Annotated in this window: 15 protein-coding genes; 11 read left to right on the top strand and 4 right to left on the bottom strand. The window is 73.5% G+C overall.

Annotated features, from left to right (window positions below):
• Nucleotides 1-49: 49 nt before the first annotated feature.
• Nucleotides 50-727 carry an AIM24 family protein gene (locus tag OG338_RS24870; protein WP_405939436.1) on the bottom strand — a complete coding sequence of 226 codons (678 nt, stop codon included), beginning with the start codon at nucleotides 725-727 and terminating at the stop codon, nucleotides 50-52.
• Between the two features lie 71 nt (nucleotides 728-798).
• Here OG338_RS24870 and OG338_RS24865 point away from each other — a divergent pair, with 71 nt between their 5' ends.
• From OG338_RS24865 to OG338_RS24850, 4 genes are all read left to right on the top strand, one after another.
• Nucleotides 799-1,545, top strand: coding sequence for a peptidyl-tRNA hydrolase (locus OG338_RS24865; RefSeq protein ID WP_405939435.1), 747 nt, complete (start codon nucleotides 799-801; stop codon nucleotides 1,543-1,545).
• Nucleotides 1,546-1,666: 121 nt separating this feature from the next.
• Entirely contained in the window at nucleotides 1,667-2,953 is a 1,287-nt protein-coding gene (locus tag OG338_RS24860) for a DUF692 domain-containing protein (RefSeq protein WP_405940525.1), read from the top strand.
• Nucleotides 2,869-3,969, top strand: a complete 1,101-nt coding sequence (locus OG338_RS24855; protein ID WP_405940524.1) for a TIGR04222 domain-containing membrane protein — start codon at nucleotides 2,869-2,871, stop codon at nucleotides 3,967-3,969. Before OG338_RS24860 ends, OG338_RS24855 begins: the two co-directional genes overlap by 85 nt.
• Before the next feature lie 63 nt (nucleotides 3,970-4,032).
• On the top strand, nucleotides 4,033-4,815 hold the full coding sequence (locus OG338_RS24850; protein ID WP_405939434.1) for a TIGR04222 domain-containing membrane protein: 783 nt from the start codon (nucleotides 4,033-4,035) through the stop codon (nucleotides 4,813-4,815).
• 133 nt (nucleotides 4,816-4,948) lie between these two features.
• On the opposite strand, the gene hemQ is transcribed toward OG338_RS24850, so the two are convergent.
• Together hemQ and hemG are read right to left on the bottom strand one after the other, a co-directional pair.
• Entirely contained in the window at nucleotides 4,949-5,683 is a 735-nt protein-coding gene (gene hemQ / locus OG338_RS24845) for a hydrogen peroxide-dependent heme synthase (protein WP_405939433.1), read from the bottom strand.
• A 4-nt stretch (nucleotides 5,684-5,687) separates the two neighbouring features.
• A complete protein-coding gene (hemG, locus tag OG338_RS24840) occupies nucleotides 5,688-7,160 on the bottom strand; it encodes a protoporphyrinogen oxidase (protein ID WP_405939432.1) in 1,473 nt (490 codons plus the stop codon).
• 126 nt (nucleotides 7,161-7,286) lie between these two features.
• On the opposite strand from hemG, the gene OG338_RS24835 reads away from it, so the two are divergent.
• Together OG338_RS24835 and OG338_RS24830 are read left to right on the top strand one after the other, a co-directional pair.
• Nucleotides 7,287-8,198 carry a DUF4349 domain-containing protein gene (locus tag OG338_RS24835; protein ID WP_405939431.1) on the top strand — a complete coding sequence of 304 codons (912 nt, stop codon included), beginning with the start codon at nucleotides 7,287-7,289 and terminating at the stop codon, nucleotides 8,196-8,198.
• A gap of 65 nt (nucleotides 8,199-8,263) precedes the next feature.
• The gene (locus OG338_RS24830; RefSeq protein WP_405939430.1) at nucleotides 8,264-9,646 is read left to right on the top strand and encodes an FAD-dependent oxidoreductase; all 1,383 of its coding nucleotides are present in this window, start codon (nucleotides 8,264-8,266) and stop codon (nucleotides 9,644-9,646) included.
• Between the two features lie 22 nt (nucleotides 9,647-9,668).
• Here OG338_RS24830 and hemE read toward each other — a convergent pair whose 3' ends face one another.
• Nucleotides 9,669-10,742: a uroporphyrinogen decarboxylase gene (gene hemE, locus OG338_RS24825; RefSeq protein WP_405939429.1), complete on the bottom strand. Its 1,074-nt coding sequence runs from the start codon at nucleotides 10,740-10,742 to the stop codon at nucleotides 9,669-9,671.
• 92 nt (nucleotides 10,743-10,834) lie between these two features.
• Between hemE and OG338_RS24820 the strand changes: the two genes are divergently transcribed.
• The 5 genes from OG338_RS24820 (at nucleotide 10,835) to OG338_RS24800 (ending at nucleotide 17,477) form a co-directional block, all read left to right on the top strand.
• Entirely contained in the window at nucleotides 10,835-11,494 is a 660-nt protein-coding gene (locus tag OG338_RS24820) for a DUF3000 domain-containing protein (protein ID WP_405939428.1), read from the top strand.
• A 304-nt stretch (nucleotides 11,495-11,798) separates the two neighbouring features.
• The gene (locus OG338_RS24815; protein ID WP_018100712.1) at nucleotides 11,799-12,461 is read left to right on the top strand and encodes a response regulator transcription factor; all 663 of its coding nucleotides are present in this window, start codon (nucleotides 11,799-11,801) and stop codon (nucleotides 12,459-12,461) included.
• Nucleotides 12,462-12,575: 114 nt separating this feature from the next.
• Nucleotides 12,576-13,850, top strand: a complete 1,275-nt coding sequence (locus OG338_RS24810; RefSeq protein ID WP_405939427.1) for an HRDC domain-containing protein — start codon at nucleotides 12,576-12,578, stop codon at nucleotides 13,848-13,850.
• Between the two features lie 274 nt (nucleotides 13,851-14,124).
• On the top strand, nucleotides 14,125-15,351 hold the full coding sequence (locus tag OG338_RS24805) for a thiolase family protein (RefSeq protein WP_405939426.1): 1,227 nt from the start codon (nucleotides 14,125-14,127) through the stop codon (nucleotides 15,349-15,351).
• Entirely contained in the window at nucleotides 15,348-17,477 is a 2,130-nt protein-coding gene (locus tag OG338_RS24800) for a 3-hydroxyacyl-CoA dehydrogenase NAD-binding domain-containing protein (RefSeq protein WP_405939425.1), read from the top strand. The genes OG338_RS24805 and OG338_RS24800 overlap by 4 nt, the downstream gene beginning before the upstream one ends.
• Nucleotides 17,478-17,534: the final 57 nt, after the last annotated feature.

Genomic DNA, 17,534 nt, shown 5'->3' with positions numbered 1-17,534 from the left:
CGTAAGCCGTGCGCGGCCGGCCGCCGCACCAGGGGCCACGCGCCGGTGCTCAGTGGGACGACGCCCTCTCGGGCTTCAGCTCGCTGGGGCGTACGATCACGAACCCCTGCCCGTCCAGGCGCAGTTGGACGGCTTCACCGGAGCCGCCCCGGATCATCGAGCCGACGCTCTGCGAGCGGTGCAGCGAGGTGTTCAGCTGGGCGCTCCAGCCGACGACGGCGTCCGTGTCCACGAAGACCGGCTGCTGCGGGGTGACGGGGATGACGATGGGATAGCCGTCGCACATCAGGCCCAGCTTGCCGTAGCCGGTGAAGACGCTGTTGAAGAGTCCGCCGCCGGTCATCCCGGCGCCCTTGACCGTCTTTATCTCGTACGAGAGCGACGCGTCGAAGCACAGGACGTTGCGGCCGTTGATGGTGAGGGCGTCGCCCTGCTCCATCTCCACGATGAAGCAGTTCGCGGCCTCGTGCGCGAACCACGCCTCGCCCTGGCCGCGCACGGCCATCAGCGGCAGCCCCTCACCGGTGACCGCCCGCTTGAGCAGACCGCCGATGCCCTGGCTCTTGTGCTCGAACTGGAGGTTCCCACGGAAGGCGACCATCGATCCCTGGCGGGCGTGCATCTCCCCGTTGACCGCGTATTTGATGGATTTGGCGTTCTGCAGGGTCATCCCGGGGACGGTCGCCTGCTCGGCCATGTGCTCGCTGGAAAAGAGATCGCTCTTCATGGACGGCATCCTCGCCCGGAGCCTCCCATTCCGCCAAAAACGGTGTCCGGGGCGACTGGCAGACTGGGCGGGTGAGCAGCAGCAATGACATCCCCGCGTCCCCGTCCGCCGTGCCCGTGGACAGCCCCTTCCGGTCCGAGCGGACGGACCGGGACGAAGCACCGCAGTACGTACTGCCGTTGGTGGTGCACATCGAGAAGGCCGCACCGCCCGCCCGCACCGACGCCCTGCGCACGGCCGCCCGCGCGGTGCTCGTGATGCTGTCCGACGAGCGGTCGGTGGGCGAGGGCGAGTGGGCGCGGGTGATGCGGGACTGGCAGGACGCCCGCATCCGCAAGGTGGTCCGGCGGGCCCGGGGCGCGGAGTGGCGCAAGGCGTCGGCGCTGCCGGGGATCACGGTGACGGGCGAGGAGGCGGAAGTGCGGGTCTTCCCGCCCGTGCCCTTGGACGGCTGGCCGAAGGAGCTGGCCAAGCTCCAGGTCTCTGGCACCGACCTGGACGACCCGGAGCCGCCGGCCGCGCCCGACCCGGCGCACCCGGTGCTCTGGCTCAACCCGGACCTCGGCATGTCGGCCGGCAAGGAGATGGCGCAGGTCGGGCACGGGGCGCAGCTCGCCTGGTGGGAGCTGTCGGAGACCGGGCGCAAGGCGTGGCGCGAGGCCGGCTTCCCGCTCTCGGTGGCCACGGCGGAGCCGGGCCGCTGGGCGGAGCTGACGGTGAGCGGGCTGCCGGTCGTACGGGACGCGGGCTTCACGGAGATCGCCCCGGGGTCGTGCACGGTGGTCGCCGACCACCCGGCGCTGCGGCACCTCCGCTGAGCGGGCCGGGGCCGCCGGAACCTCAAATGAAGCTCTGAACGTCTCCGCTTCCGGATTCAGGGCCGCGCTCCGGGGCCATCACCCCTGCACGGAGCGAGGGGGAAGCGACATGGGGGACGGTATGAGGCTGGGCATCGGGATCGGCTGGCGGCCGGAGATCGCCGCCGAGGTGGAGGCGCTGCCGGGGATCGACTGGGTGGAGGCGGTCGCGGAGAACCTCTGCGCCGATCACCTGCCGGACTCCCTGGTACGGCTGCGGGAGCGCGGGGTCACCGTGGTGCCGCACGGCGTCTCGCTGGGCCTCGGCGGCGCCGACCGCCCCGACCCGGGGAAGCTCGCGGACCTCGCCGCCCGGGCCACGCTGCTCGGCGCGCCGCTGGTGACCGAGCACATCGCCTTCGTACGCGCGGGCGGGGCGCGCACCGGGTCGCCGGTCCTGGAGGCGGGCCATCTGCTGCCGGTGGAGCGCACCCGGGCGGCGCTGGACGTGCTGTGCGAGAACGTGCGCATCGCGCAGGACGCGCTGCCGGTGCCGCTGGCCCTGGAGAACATCGCGGCGCTGGTCTCCTGGCCGGGCGAGGAGCTGACCGAGGGGCGGTTCCTGGCGGAGCTGGTCGAGCGGACCGGGGTGCGGCTGCTGATCGACGTGGCCAATCTGCACACCAACCAGGTGAACCGGGGCGAGGACCCGGCGGCCGCGCTGGACGAACTGCCGGTGGAGGCCATCGCGTACGTGCATGTGGCGGGCGGGGTCGAGAAGGACGGCGTGTGGCACGACACGCACGCCCACCCGGTGACCGCCCCGGTGCTCGATGTGCTGGCGGAGCTGCGGTCCCGGGTGGACCCGCCGGGGGTGCTGCTGGAGCGCGACGACGCGTTCCCGCCGGCCGGTGAGCTGGCGGGCGAGCTGGACGCGATCCGTGGGGTGCTGGAGAAGGGCGGGGGCGCCTCGGGGGCCTGGGCTCCCCCGGAGGTCCCGCCCGCCGCGTCCGTCGCGGAGCCCGTACGGGACCGTGTCGCCGTCGCTCAGACGGCACTGCTGTCCGCCCTGGTCGCCGGGACGCCCGTGCCCGAGGGCTTCGACCCGGGCCGGCTCCGGGTGCAGAGCCGCGCCCTGGCCGCCAAGCGCGCGGACGTCGTGGCCAAGGTGGCGCCCGAGCTGCCGGAGATCCTGGGGTCCGGCTACCGGGCGGCGTTCCTCGCGTACGCCGGGGCGCGGCCCATGACGTCGGGATACCGGCGGGACGCCCTGGACTTCGCCGAGCACCTGCTCATCGCGGGCCGCCCGGCGGACGACGCGGCCCGGCGCCGGCTGACGCGGTGGTGGCGGGACCGGGCCGCACCCCGGCCGCCCGGGCGGGCGACCCGGCTGGCCCGGGCGGCCCGCTCCGTGCTGGTGGGGCGGTGACCGGCGTGGACGGGATGCTGGTGTTCCTCGCGCTCGCGGTGATCGCCTCGTTCACCGTGCTGATCGTCGGCCTGGCCCGCTCCCGCCGGGGGGTGGGCGGTCCGGCGCACGACCTGTCCGAGGTGGCGTTCCTGAACGGCGGGCCCGGCCGGGTGGCCGACACCGCGCTGGCCGCGATGCACGCGGACGGCCGGCTGGCCGTCGGCGGGCCCGGCATCGTCGCCGTGCTCCGGCCGGTCGCCCACGACCCGGTGGAGCGGGCGGTGCTGCACGAGCTGGCGGCCGCGCCGAGCGGGGCACTGCCGGCGCTGCGGGCTGCCGTGATGCGGCATCCGGCGGTGCAGGAGACCGGTGACGGCCTGGCCGCGCGCGGACTGCTGGCCCCGCCCCGCGCCGGCACCGTGTGGCGCGTCTGGGGCCTGTCGCAGACGCTGCTCTGCCTCGCGTCCGCCCCGGTCACCATCGGGCTGGCCCTCGCCCGGTTCGTGGAGGGCGAAGGCGGAGCGGGCTGGAGCTACCCGTTCGCGGTGGCGATGATCCCGGCCGTCGCCTTCGGCTTCGTGTCCGGCCTGGTCTGCGCGGCGGTGGCCCGGTCCCGGATCACCCGGGCGGGCCGCGGGGCGGCGGCGGAGTTCGGCGCGGCGCACGCCCACCGGACCGATCCTGCGTTCCTGGTGGCGACCCGGGGGCTGCGCGGCGTCCCGGACCCGGAGCTGCGGACGCACCTGGTCGCGGCCGCCCGGACCAGGCCCACCGCCGCCTCGTCCGCCGTGTACGGCTCATCGGCGCTGCTGGTCGCGCCGGCCGTGTGGTGTGCGGGGGCGAGCCCGGGCGGCGGCTGCGGCAGCTCCTCGGGCAACAGCTGCGGCGGAGGCGGCGGGTCGGGCTGCGGGGGCGGGTCGGGCTGTGGCGGCGGCAGTGGCTGCGGCGGAGGCGGATCGAGCTGCGGGGGCGGCAGCAGCTGCGGGGGCGGTTCCAGCTGTGGGGGCGGGTCGAGCTGCGGCAGCAGTTCCTGAGACGGCCGTCCACTTACTGGACGAGCTATGGCGCCGCGGGCGGCCCTGGCATAGAAATCCGGCATGGTGCCGTTTCTGTTGCTGCTGCTCGCCTGGGGGGCGGCAGGTCTCTCCTGCGCCCGGCTCTGTCTCGCGGGAGCCCGCGCGGCCCGACGTCCGGCGGCCCCGGCCAGTGGGCCGCGCGAACGGCAACTCACGCTGTACGAGGCGGCGTTCCTGGCGGGCGGGCCCGGCCGGGTCGCCGACCTGGCGCTGGTCTCCATGCATCTGCGGCGCCGGCTGCTGCTGGCCCACACCGGCTGGGCGACGGTCGTGGACCCCGAGGGCCGCGACGAGGTGGAACGTACGGTGATCCGGGCCATCGGGCCCGGGGGCCAGTCGCCGATCGCCCCGGTGCGCGCCTCGGCCGCGGCGGCCGACGCCGTGCGCGCGGTGGCCGACCGGCTCGTCGCCGCCGGTCTGGCGGTCCCGCGCGGGGCGGACGTCGCCTCGGCGGTGCGGGCGGTGCGCGGCGCGGCGCTGCTGGTGGCCGCGCTGGGAGCCGCCGCCCTGCTCGCGCCCGACGGCGGGGGCCCTGCCCCGATGCCGGTGTGGTTCGCGCTGCCGCTCGTGCTGACCCTGGGGTGCCTGGCCATCGCCCGGGTCGAGGCGCACCCCTACGGTTCCTGGGCCTCCCCGGACGGGCAGCGGCTGCTGGCGGCGTGTGCGGTGCCGGGGGACGGCGCGACGGGCGACACGCTGGTGACGGTCGCGGTACGCGGGGTGGACGCGGTGGACGACCCGGCGCTGCGGGCCGCGCTGACCGGCCGGCCGGGCGTACGGAAGCGGCTGGGCACCCGCGAATGACGAACGGTGCGGCGCGCGGGAAGCGCGCCGCACCGCTGAGCCGAACCCGGTGTCGCTGGACCGGCGGGCGGCACCGGGGTGCCGTGTGCCCGCCGTCTGATCTTCCGGGTTGGGGTGGTCGAGAGCCCGTTCGCTAGGCGAGCCCGGCCACCAGGTCCGCGACCGACTTGCGCCGGCCGGTGAAGAAGGGGACCTCCTCGCGGACGTGCATCCGCGCCTCGGAGGCCCTGAGGTGACGCATCAGGTCCACGATGCGGTACAGCTCGTCCGCCTCGAAGGCCAGCATCCATTCGTAGTCGCCGAGCGCGAACGAGGCGACGGTGTTGGCGCGCACATCGGGGTAGCCGCGGGCCATCTTGCCGTGGTCGGCGAGCATGCGGCGGCGGTCCTCGTCGGGCAGCAGGTACCAGTCGTACGAGCGCACGAAGGGGTAGACGCTGATGTAGTTGCGCGGCGTCTCGTCGGCGAGGAACGCCGGGATGTGCGACTTGTTGAACTCGGCGGGGCGGTGCAGCGCCATGTTCGACCAGACCGGCTCCAGGTGGCGGCCGAGCCGGGTGCGGCGGAAGAGGTTGTACGCCTCCTGGAGCTCGTCCGCGGTCTCCGCGTGCCACCAGATCAGGAGGTCGGCGTCGGCGCGGAGGCCCGAGACGTCGTACGTACCGCGGATGGTGATGTCCTTGGCCGCGAGCTGGTCGAACAGCTCCTGGACCTCACCGGACACGGCCGCGCGGTCCGTGTCGGCGGGCAGGACGTCGCGCAGCTTGAAGACGGACCACAGCGTGTAGCGGATGACGTCGTTGAGGTCCTTGGCCTTCTTGCCGGCGTTCGGAACCTTGCTTGATGTCGCAGTCTCAGGAGCACTCATACGGCTATTGTCCCGCCTCGCTCCGAGTGCCCTGAACCAGGGTCGGCGTGGCGATGATCTCCCCGCCGAGATCCCCGGCGATCTCGTCCGCCGCCCGGTGCGCGCTCGCCACGCAGGCCGGGATGCCGACCCCGTCGTACACCGCGCCGCACACCCGCAGCGCGGGCAGCTTCGCGACCGCGTCGCGGATGCGGGCGACCCGGGTGAGGTGGCCCACCGGATACTGCGGCAGTCCGCCGATCCACCGGGTGACCCCGGTCGCCACCGGCCGGGCGGCGAGCCCGGTCGCGGCGGCGAGGTCGCGCAGCGATACGCCGGCGAGCTCGCCGTCCTCGCGGTGCAGGTGCTCCTCCTCGCCGTACCGGCCCACCGAGGTCCGCAGCACGAAGAGGTCCGGGGCCGCGTCGGCGACCCACTGCCACTTGTGCGTGGAGAAGGTGGCGGCCTTGATGGTGTGCCCGTCGACCGGCGGTACGAGGAAGCCGGAGCGCCCGTCGAAGGCGGTGCCGGTGACGTCGGAGCGCCGGAACGCCATCGTGACCAGCGCCATCGACGCGTACTCGACGCCCGCCAGCTCCGCCGAGGCCCCCGGCGACTCGGCGGCGAGCAGCGTGGCGGCGGACCAGGCGGGCACGGCGAGGACGATGCCGTCGGCGGAGACGGCCCCGGTGTCCGTGCGGACGTCCCAGCCGTCGGTGTTACGGGTCAGGCCCAGCACGGGGGTCTCGGTGCGGACCGCCCCGCCCCCGGCGCGCACCGCGTCGGCGACGGCCCCCGGGAGGGTGCCGATGCCGCCCTCGATGCCCTGGAAGACGGGCCCGGTCTGCTGCCGGGCGGCGGCCCGCTCCTGGAGCCGGGTGACCCCGTCGAGCAGGGAGCCGCCTTCCCGGGCGGCCGCGAAGAGCTGCGGTACGGCGGCGCGCATCGAGATCCGGTAGGCGTCGCCCGCGTACACCCCGCCGAGCAGCGGCTCCACCAGCCGGTCCACGACCTCGCGCCCCAGCCGGTCCGCCACATACGCGCCGACGGCGACGTCCTCGCCGACCGCCACCGGGGGCAGCTCCCGGTCCTCGGCGATCCGGGCCAGCCCCTCGGCCGACAGCACCTCGCCGAGGACGGACGGGTCGCCCGGCACGCCCATCACATGGCCCTTGGGCATCGGGCGCAGCGCGTCGCGCGTCCACAGCGCGGCGGTGGCGGTGGCGGGCGGCTGGAGGCGGTCGCCGAGGCCCACGGCCCGGGCCAGGGCGACGGCCTCCGGGCGGCGGGCGAGCATGGACTCGGCGCCGAGGTCGACCCGGACACCGGCGACCTCGCCGGTCATGAGCTTGCCGCCGAGCCGGTCGGTCGCCTCCAGAACGGTGACCCTCAGCCCGGCGCCGACGAGCCGGTGGGCGGCCGCGAGTCCGGCGATGCCGCCGCCGATGACGACGACATGGCGGGGGGCCCGGTCCGCGCGGTGTGTGGATGGCTGCATGGCTCCACTCTCTCAAACCGGCTCCGGGTCCCGACCGTGACCGCTTCGAAACCGGTTTCCGGAGTCCGCGGGCCCCCTTCGTACGTCCCACCGCCGACATCAATCACCCGTCCTGGGGGGACAGTTATGCGAGGAGAACCCTTGATCCGCGCCGGCCGGCGTGTGTCCGGACCGGCCGCCGTGCTGCTGGCCGCCGTGCTGGCGCTGAGCGGCTGCGGCGCGTCCGGCGGCGATTCGGGCCCGGCCGCCGACCGGGGCGCCGCCGGGGCACAACAGCAGAAGGCCGGTTCCGGGGCGGGCAAGGCCGGGGCTCCGGCGGCCGACGCGGAGCGGCCGGAGCGGCAGCGTAAGAACCCGGAGCCGTCCGCGACCCACGTCATCCGCACCGCCACCCTCTCCGTCGAGGTCAAGGACACGTCGAAGGCGGCGGCGCACGCCCGGGCGACGGCGCGGGACGCGGGCGGGCTGGTCGAGAAGGAGACCACCGAGCGGATCGACGGCACGAGGGAATCCTCGAACCTGGTGCTGCGCGTACCGCAGGAGTCCTACGACGAGGTGCTGCGGGACCTGTCGGGAGCGGGGAAGCTCGTCTCCCGGACCTCGGCGGCCAAGGACGTCACCGACCAGGTCGTGGACGTCGGCAGCCGGATCGCCACCCAGCGGGCGAGTGTGAAGCGGGTCCGCGAGCTGATGGACCGGGCCGGCAAGCTGGCCGATGTGGTCGCGCTGGAAGGCGAACTGAGCAGCCGTCAGGCGGAGCTGGAGTCGCTGCTCGCGCAACAGGCGTCGCTGAAGGACCGGACGACGCTGGCGACCATCACGCTCGACCTGGTGGAGCCGGAGACGGCGGCCGGGGCGGCCGACGACGACCCGGGCTTCCCGGACGCCGTCGCCGGGGGCTGGCACGCTTTCGTGACGATGCTGCGGTGGCTGGCGATGGCGGTCGGTGCGGCGGCCCCGTTCCTCGCCGTGGCGGCCGTCCTGGCCGTGCTGTGGCGGCTGCTGCCGCACCGCCGCCGGGGCGCGAAGGGCGAGTGAGTACGCCGCCGGCGCGGCCCGCGCCGTAGCGTGGGTGTTTTCGGACGCGCTTCGGAGGGACCGGCATGGCGGCGGAACGACTGGTGGTCATCGGCGGGGACGCGGCGGGCATGTCCGCCGCGTCCCAGGCCCGGCGGCTCAAAGGCCCGGACGAGCTGAGCATCACCGCCTTCGAGCGGGGCCACTTCACCTCGTACTCCGCGTGCGGCATCCCGTACTGGGTCGGCGGCGACGTCACGGACCGGGACGATCTCATCGCCCGTACGCCCGAGGAGCACCGGGCCCGTGACATCGACCTGCGCACCCGCACCGAGGTCACGGAGATCGACGTGGCGGGGCGGCGGGTGCGCGCCCTGGACCGGGAGTCCGGCGAGACGTACTGGACCGGGTTCGACAAGCTGGTCATCGCCACCGGGGCGCGGCCGGTGCGCCCCGACCTGCCCGGCATGGACGCGCCCGGGGTGCACGGGGTGCAGACCCTGGACGACGGGCAGGCGCTGCTGGACAGCCTGGACCGGACGGAGGGCCGGCGCGCGGTCGTTGTCGGGGCGGGGTACATCGGCGTCGAGATGGCCGAGGCGATGCTGAAGCGCGGCTTCGAGGTGACCGTCCTCAACCGCGGCGAACAGCCGATGGCCACCCTCGACCCGGACATGGGGCGCCTGGTCCACGACGCGATGGACGGGCTCGGGATCACCACGGTGAACGGGGCGGCGGTCACCGCGATCCGGACCGGTGAGGACGGCCGGGTCACCGAGGTCGTCACCGACGACGCGTCCTACCCGGCGGACATCGTGGTGCTGGGCATCGGCGTCGAGCCGGAGACGGCCCTGGCCCGGGAGGCCGGGCTGCCGCTCGGCCCGCACGGCGGGCTGCTCACCGACCTGGCGATGCGCGTCCAGGGCCACCCGGACATCTGGGCGGGCGGCGACTGCGTGGAGGTTCTGGACCTGGTCGCGGGCCACACCCGGCACATCGCGCTCGGCACGCACGCCAACAAGCACGGCCAGGTCATCGGCTCCAACGTGGGCGGCGGCTACGGCACGTTCCCCGGTGTGGTGGGTACGGCGGTGAGCAAGGTGTGCGACCTGGAGATCGCCCGGACCGGGCTGCGCGAGAAGGACGCCCGGGCGGTGGGACTGCGGTATGTCACGGCCACGATCGAGTCGACCAGCCGGGCGGGCTATTACCCGGACGCGCGGCTCATGACGGTGAAGATGATCGCGGAGTACCGCACAGGGCGGCTCCTCGGCGTGCAGATCGTGGGCCGCGAGGGCGCGGGCAAGCGGGTCGACGTGGCGGCGGTGGCACTCACCGCCCGGATGACCGTCGAGCAGATGACCGCCCTGGACCTCGGCTACGCCCCGCCGTTCTCGCCGGTCTGGGACCCGGTCCTGGTGGCGGCCCGCAAGACGGTGGCGGTGCTGCGGAAGGCGGGCACGGCCTGAGCGGCGCCCGCCTTCGCGGGGTTCAGCGGGCGGTGCTGGTGTGGACGTACTCGACGAGGCGGGAGAGCGCGTCCGGGTCCATGTTCGGCATGACGCCGTGGCCCAGGTTGAAGATGTGGCCCTCCAGGCCCGCGGCGGCGTCCAGCACCTCCCGGGTCTTGGCCTCCACCGCGGAGGTCGGTGCGAACAGCACCGCCGGGTCGAGGTTGCCCTGGAGCGCCTTGCCGGGGCCGACGCGGCGCGCGGCCTCGTCCAGCGACACCCGCCAGTCGACGCCGACGACGTCCGCCCCGGCCTCGCCCATCAGGCCGAGCAGTTCGCCGGTGCCGACGCCGAAGTGGATGCGGGGGACGTCGTACGCGGCGACGGCGTCGAAGACCTTCGCGGAGGCGGGCAGCACGGAGCGCCGGTAGTCGGCGGGGGCCAGGGCGCCGACCCAGGAGTCGAAGAGCTGGACGGCCGAGGCGCCGGCCTCGATCTGGACCTTGAGGAAGGCGCCGGTGATCTCGGCGAGCCGGTCGAGCAGGTCGGCCCAGAGCTCCGGGTCGCCGTACATCATGGCCTTGGTGTGCTCGTGGTTACGGGACGGCCCGCCCTCCACGAGGTAGCTCGCGAGGGTGAACGGCGCGCCCGCGAAGCCGATCAGCGGGGTGGCCCCCAGTTCGGCGGTGAGCAGCCGGACGGCCTCGGTGACGTACGGGACGTCCTCGGGGGTCAGGTCGCGCAGCCGGGCGAGGTCGGCACGGGTGCGGACCGGCTCGGCGATCACCGGGCCGACGCCGGGCTTGATGTCGAGGTCGATGCCGATGGCCTTCAGCGGGACGACGATGTCGCTGTAGTAGACGGCGGCGTCGACCTTGTGGCGGCGGACGGGCTGCATCGTGATCTCGGTGACGAGCTCCGGCATCGTGCAGGAGTCGAGCATCGGAATGCCTTCGCGCACCTTCAGGTACTCGGGCAGCGAACGCCCCGCCTGGCGCATGAACCAGACCGGCGTGTGCGGGACCGGCTCGCGCCGGCACGCCTTGAGGAACGCCGAGTCATAGGTGGCGGAAGTCTTCGTCTGCTGCCCGGAGGGGCGGTCGTTGGCACTCACGCACAGAATCTTCGCACGCGCGGAAAACGAGCCCGGCCCCGCACGGGTGTCCTTCCGCGCACGGAGCTCCCGTTCCGCCTACTCTTCCCCGCATGGCTGCGGCTCAGGGACACATCTCCGGTCAATCCGATGGCGCTGACGGCGCGGACGGCGCGGAGGGTGGTGCCGTACCGTCCGCGTTCCGTTCGGCGGTGGACGCGCTGCGCGCGGCGCGGCTGCGTCCCGAACTGGAGGTGGAGCCGACCCGGCCGCCGAAGCGGCTCGCCCCGCACGCGTACGCGCTGGAGGCGGCGGTGGTCGACGGCGACGACGACCTCGCCGACGGCCGGCTCGTCCTGCTCCACGACCCGGCCGGCCACGAGGCGTGGCAGGGCGCCTTCCGGCTGGTGACCCTGGTCCGCGCCGAGCTGGAGCCGGAGATGGCCGCCGATCCGCTGCTCCCCGAGGTCTGCTGGTCCTGGCTGACCGGCGCGCTGGAGGCCCGGGGGCTGTTCTACGGGGAGGCGGGCGGGACGGTCACGATGGCGGGCTCGCACTACTTCGGCGCGCTGGAGACCCGGCGGCCCGCGACGCAGATCGAGATCCGGGCCTCCTGGACCCCGCGCGAGGGGCTGGGCGGGGCACCGGACGCGGCGGCGCATCTGGTCGCCTGGGGCGACCTGCTCTGCCAGATCGCGGGCCTGCCGCCGTCGGGTCCCGTCGACGCGGCGGTGGTCACGCTCCCACAGCGCCGGGGGCCGCAGACGCCGTAGTTCCTGTCATGACCGGTGCGAGCGGGGTGGCCTCCGGGCCGCCCCGTTTTCCGTGCCGCGTTTTCCGTGCCGCCGCGTCGGGCGACGCCCGTGCCGCCACGTCATGCGATCAGTTTCAGCCAGCGGAAAACGCTCTCAGGAATCGATCGAGAACCCCATTTGCCCGAATTGTTACTCAATAAATCGTGATCTTCCCCTAAAGGAGCAGGGGTCTGCTGCCGAAGGAGTCAATGACCCTTCAAGCACGGTTCGCCCCGGCTTCATCCCCGAGCCGGCCCGTCCCGCCACTCCCCCAGGAGGCCTGGTGTCCGTTCTCCTTGAGCAGCCCGCAAGCCTGGTCGCCTACCGCCCGAACAAGCCGACGGCCATGGTCGTCGTGGCCGACCCGCGCGTCCGTTCCACCGTCACCCGCCATCTGTGGGCACTCGGAGTTCGTGACGTCATCGAGGCGTCGTCCATCGCGGAGGCCCGCCCCCGCGTCGGCAACCCGCGCGACATCTGCGTAGCCGACGTCCACCTGCCCGACGGTTCCGGGCTGACCCTGCTGTCCGAAACCCGAGCCGCCGGCTGGCCCAACGGTCTCGCCCTGTCCGCCGCCGACGACATCGGCGCCGTGCGCAACGCCCTCGCGGGCGGCGTCAAGGGCTACGTCGTCACCGGCACCCGTACCAACATCGGCCACCCGGCCCGTCCCGGCGTCGCCCCCATCGGCGCCACCGCCGCCCGGATGCACCGCCGGCCCCCCGGCACCCCGAGCCACCCGGGCGGCTACCGCGAACTGTCCGGCCGCGAGGTGGAGGTCCTGCGGCTCGTCGCCGAGGGCCAGTCCAACAAGGCCATCGGTGTCTCCATGGGGCTGTCCGCCCTGACCGTGAAGAGCCACCTCGCCCGGATCGCCCGCAAGCTGGGCACCGGCGACCGCGCCGGCATGGTCGCGGTGGCCCTGCGGACGGGCATCATCCACTGATTCCCCGCCCCGGCCGGTGTCCGGCGTACGGAACCGGCTGGATTATGTGCATCGGCGCCTGCCGACGGAACGTTCCGTCGGCAGGCGCCGCGCACACACAGATACCCTTGACACGTGACCGACGCCCAAGAGACCGCAGCAGACACATCACTGCGAACCACCGGGGGCGCCCCCCCGGACGACGTCGCCCCGGCGCCGATCCCCTTGCTCGAACCGCGCGAGGGCATTCCGCCGGTGGTGGCGTCCGACGACGCCCTGGCCGGGGTGATCGCCGCATTCGCCGCAGGCTCGGGCCCGGTGGCCGTGGACGCCGAGCGGGCGTCCGGCTACCGCTACGGCCAGCGCGCCTATCTCGTCCAGCTGCGCCGCGACGGGGCGGGCAGCGCGCTCGTGGACCCCGTCGGCTGCCCCGACCTGTCCGGGCTGGGCGAGGCCCTGCGCGGCACCGAGTGGATCCTCCACGCGGCGACGCAGGATCTGCCCTGCCTGCGCGAGATAGGGATGACGCCGACCGGGCTCTTCGACACCGAGCTGGCCGGGCGGCTGGCCGGCTTCCCGCGGGTCGGCCTCGGCGCCATGGTCGAGAACGTCCTCGGCTACTCGCTGGAGAAGGGCCACTCCGCCGTCGACTGGTCCACCCGCCCGCTGCCCGAGCCCTGGCTGCGTTACGCCGCGCTGGACGTCGAGCTCCTCATCGACCTGCGCAACGCGCTGGAGGACGAGCTGGACCGGCAGGGCAAGCTGGAATGGGCGCGGGAGGAATTCTCCGCCATCGCCTCGGCGCCGCCCGCTCCCCCGCGTCAGGACCCGTGGCGCCGCACCTCCGGGATGCACAAGGTCCGCCGCCGCCGCCAGATGGCGGTCGTCCGGGAGCTGTGGAACGCCCGGGACCAGATCGCCCGGCGGCGCGACATCTCGCCCGGCAAGGTGCTCGGCGACGCGGCGATCATCGAGGCCGCGCTCTCCCTGCCGGCCAACACGCAGGCGCTGACCGCCCTCACCGGCTTCGGACCGCGCATGGGCCGACGCCAGCTGGAGCAGTGGCAGGCCGCCGTGGACCGGGCCAAGGCGCTGCCCGACACGGAGCTGCCGCAGCCCGGCCAGGCCCTCGCGGGACCGCCGCCGCCGCGCGCCTGGGCCGACAAGGACCCGGCCGCCGCCGCCCGGCTCTCGGCGGCCCGCGCCGCGGTCTCCGCGCTGGCGGAGCGGCTGCACCTGCCGCAGGAGAACCTGATCACGCCGGACACGGTGCGCCGGGTCTGCTGGGAGCCGCCGAAGAACCCGACGCCGGAGACGGTGGAGTCCGCGCTCGCCGGGTACGGCGCGCGGCACTGGCAGATCGAGCAGGTGGCCCCGCTGCTGTACCGGGCGCTCACGCAGCCCTCGTAACGGCACGCGGCTCTCGTAACGGCACAGGACAGGGGCGTAATCACGCCACGTTCCGCACACACGGCGAATGGCCCGGACGGACTCCCAAACGAGTCCGTCCGGGCCATTCGCCGTGTGCGGAGGGGTGCTCGGCGGGCAGTTTCCGCGTGTGACCTTCGCCGCTCCGGCCGCAGGGGGTGGGCAGTCTGGTTACCCGCAAGTAGCATGACCGGAGCGGCGTGCCTCCGGGCGCGCCCCGCAGCAGTGCCATCCCGCACCCTGGAGGAGAGCCATCGTGCCTCGTACCATCCGGGACGTCGTCTTCGTAGACGGCGTCCGCACCCCGTTCGGCAAGGCGGGCCCGAAGGGCATCTACCACGAGACCCGCGCCGACGATCTCGTCGTGAAGGCCATCCGGGAGCTGCTGCGCCGCAACCCGGACCTGGACCCCAAGAAGATCGACGAGGTCGCCATCGCCGCGACCACCCAGATCGGCGACCAGGGCCTGACCCTCGGCCGTACCGCCGGCATCCTGGCCGGGCTGCCGCAGTCCGTCCCGGGCTACTCCATCGACCGCATGTGCGCGGGCGCCCTGACCGCCGTCACCTCGACGGCCGGCTCCATCGCCTTCGGCGCGTACGACGTCGTCGTCGCCGGCGGTGTCGAGCACATGGGCCGCCACCCGATGGGCGAGGGCGTCGACCCGAACCCGCGGTTCGTGTCGGAGAAGCTGGTCGACGAGTCCGCCCTGTTCATGGGCATGACCGCGGAGAACCTGCACGACCGGTACCCCACGATCACCAAGGAGCGCGCCGACGAGTACGCCGTGCGCTCGCAGGAGAAGGCCGCCAAGGCGTACGCCGACGGCAAGATCCAGCAGGACCTGGTGCCGGTCTCGGTGCGCCGCACGAACGCGGAGGCCGGTGAGACGGGCTGGGGCCTGGTCACCGCCGACGAGCCGATGCGCCCGGGCACCACCATGGAGTCCCTGGCCAACCTGAAGACCCCGTTCCGCGCCCACGGCCGCGTCACCGCCGGTAACGCCGCGGGGCTCAACGACGGCGCCACCGCCTCGCTGCTCGCCGCCGAGGACGTCGCCCGCGAGCTGGGCCTCCCGGTCAAGATGCGCCTCGTCTCGTACGCCTTCGCGGGCGTCGAGCCGGAGGTCATGGGCTACGGGCCGATCCCGGCCACCGAGAAGGCCCTCGCGCAGGCCGGCCTGTCCATCTCGGACATCGGTCTCTTCGAGATCAACGAGGCGTTCGCCGTACAGGTGCTGGCCTTCCTGGAGCACTATGGCATCGCCGACGACGACTCCCGGGTCAACCAGTACGGCGGCGCGATCGCCTACGGTCACCCGCTGGCCTCCTCCGGCGTCCGGCTGATGACCCAGCTGGCCCGCCAGTTCGAGGAGCACCCCGAGGTCCGCTACGGCCTCACGACCATGTGCGTCGGCTTCGGCATGGGCGCCACAGTCGTCTGGGAGAACCCGCACTTCGAGAACGCCGGAGGCGACAAGTGAGCACCACCACCGAGCTTCTGAAGGGTGCGGCCGAGCTGTTCCCGGACGAGGTCGTCACCCAGGCGCACGTACGCCACCTGGACCTGCCGGCCGGTGCCGGGCGCTTCGCCCTCATCACGCTGGACAACGGCCTGGACCACACCAAGCCGACCACCTTCGGGCCGCAGTCGCTGGCGAACCTCGACGCCGCGATCGACCAGGTCGAGAAGGAGGCCGCGGACGGCGCGATCACCGGCGTCGGCATCACCGGCAAGCCGTTCATCTTCGCGGTCGGCGCCGACCTCAAGGGCGTCGAGCTGCTCAAGGAGCACAAGGACGCGCTGGCCATCGGCAAGGGCGGCCACGACGTCTTCCGCCGGCTCTCCGGCCTCGCGGTGCCCACGTTCGCGTACTACAACGGCGCGGCGATGGGCGGCGGTGTCGAGGTCGGACTGCACTGCTCGTACCGCACCGTCTCCAAGGCGCTGCCGGCGTTCTCGCTGCCCGAGGTCTTCCTCGGTCTGGTCCCCGGCTGGGGCGGCTGCGTGCTGCTGCCGAACCTGATCGGCGCCGACCGCGCGGTCTCGGTGATCATCGAGAACTCGCTGAACCAGAACCGCCAGCTCAAGGGCAAGCAGGTCTTCGAGCTGGGCATCGCGGACGCGCTCTTCGAGGGCGCGGACTTCCTGGAGCGGTCCCTCGTCTGGACCGCGGACGTGCTCAACGGCACGGTCGCCGTGGAGCGCCCCGAGATCGACCGCGGGGACGCCTGGGACCAGGCCGTCGCGCGCGGCCGGGCCATCGCCGACTCCAAGGTGCACGGCGCGGCCCCGGCCGCCTACCGCGCGCTGGAGATCGTCGCCGCGGCCAAGGACGGCGACCTGTCCGCCGGCTTCGACCGCGAGGACCAGGCCCTGGCGGACCTGATCATGGGCGGCGAGCTGCGGTCCGGGATCTACTCCTTCAACCTGGTCCAGAAGCGCGCCAAGCGCCCGGCCGGGGCCCCGGACAAGAACCTGGCGCGCCCGGTCACCAAGGTCGGCGTGGTGGGCGCGGGCCTGATGGCCAGCCAGCTCGCCCTGCTCTTCCTGCGCCGCCTGGAGGTGCCGGTCGTGCTGACCGACATCGACCAGGAGCGCGTCGACAAGGGTGTGGGCTACGTCCACGCCGAGATCGAGAAGCTGCTCGGCAAGGGCCGCATCAACCAGGACAAGGCCAACCGCCTGAAGGCCCTGGTCACCGGTGTGCTGGACAAGGCGGAGGGCTTCTCCGACGCCGACTTCATCATCGAGGCGGTCTTCGAGGAGATCGGCGTCAAGCAGCAGGTGTTCGCGGAGGTCGAGGCGGTCGCCCCGGCGCACGCGATCCTCGCCACCAACACCTCGTCCCTCTCGGTCACCGAGATGGCGTCGAAGCTCCAGCACCCCGAGCGGGTCGTCGGCTTCCACTTCTTCAACCCGGTCGCGATCCTGCCGCTCCTGGAGATCGTGCGCGGCGAGCAGACGGACGACGCCTCGCTGGCCACCGCCTTCGGTGTGGCCCGCAAGCTGAAGAAGACCGCGGTGCTGGTGAAGGACGCCCCGGCGTTCGTCGTCAACCGCATCCTCACCCGCTTCATGGGCGAGATCCAGAACGTCATCGACGAGGGCACCCCGGTCGAGACCGCCGAGAAGGCCATCGAGCCACTCGGCCTGCCGATGTCCCCGCTGGTGCTCCTGGAGCTCGTCGGCCCGGCGATCGGCCTGCACGTCTCCGAGACCCTGAACCGCGCCTTCCCGGAGCGCTTCACCGTCTCCGAGAACCTGGCGGCGGTCGTCAAGGCCGGCAAGCGCGGCTTCTACGTCTACGACTCGGGCGCCCCGGTCCTCGACCCCGAGGTCGCCGCCCTCCTCAAGCAGGGCGACACCGTCCTCACCGAGGAGCAGGTCCGCGACCGCGTCCTGGACGCGGTGGCCCAGGAGATCGGCCTGATGCTGGCCGAGGGCGTCGTGGCCGAGGCCCAGGACATCGACCTCTGCCTGATCACGGGCGCCGGCTGGCCCTTCCACCTGGGCGGCATCACACCGTACCTGGACCGCGAGGGCGTGTCGGAGCGGGTGAACGGGAAGAAGTTCCTGGCGGCGGGCGTGGCGAGCGTTCCTGCGTAACGCGTTTGTCTGTTACGCGGACGGGCCGTACGGATTTCGTTTCCGTACGGCCCGTCC

This window comes from Streptomyces sp. NBC_00726 (assembly GCF_045161735.1).
Lineage (GTDB): Bacteria > Actinomycetota > Actinomycetes > Streptomycetales > Streptomycetaceae > Streptomyces.
The sequence above is the reverse complement of the archived record's forward strand: the minus strand, read 5'-3'. Positions and strand labels throughout refer to the sequence as shown.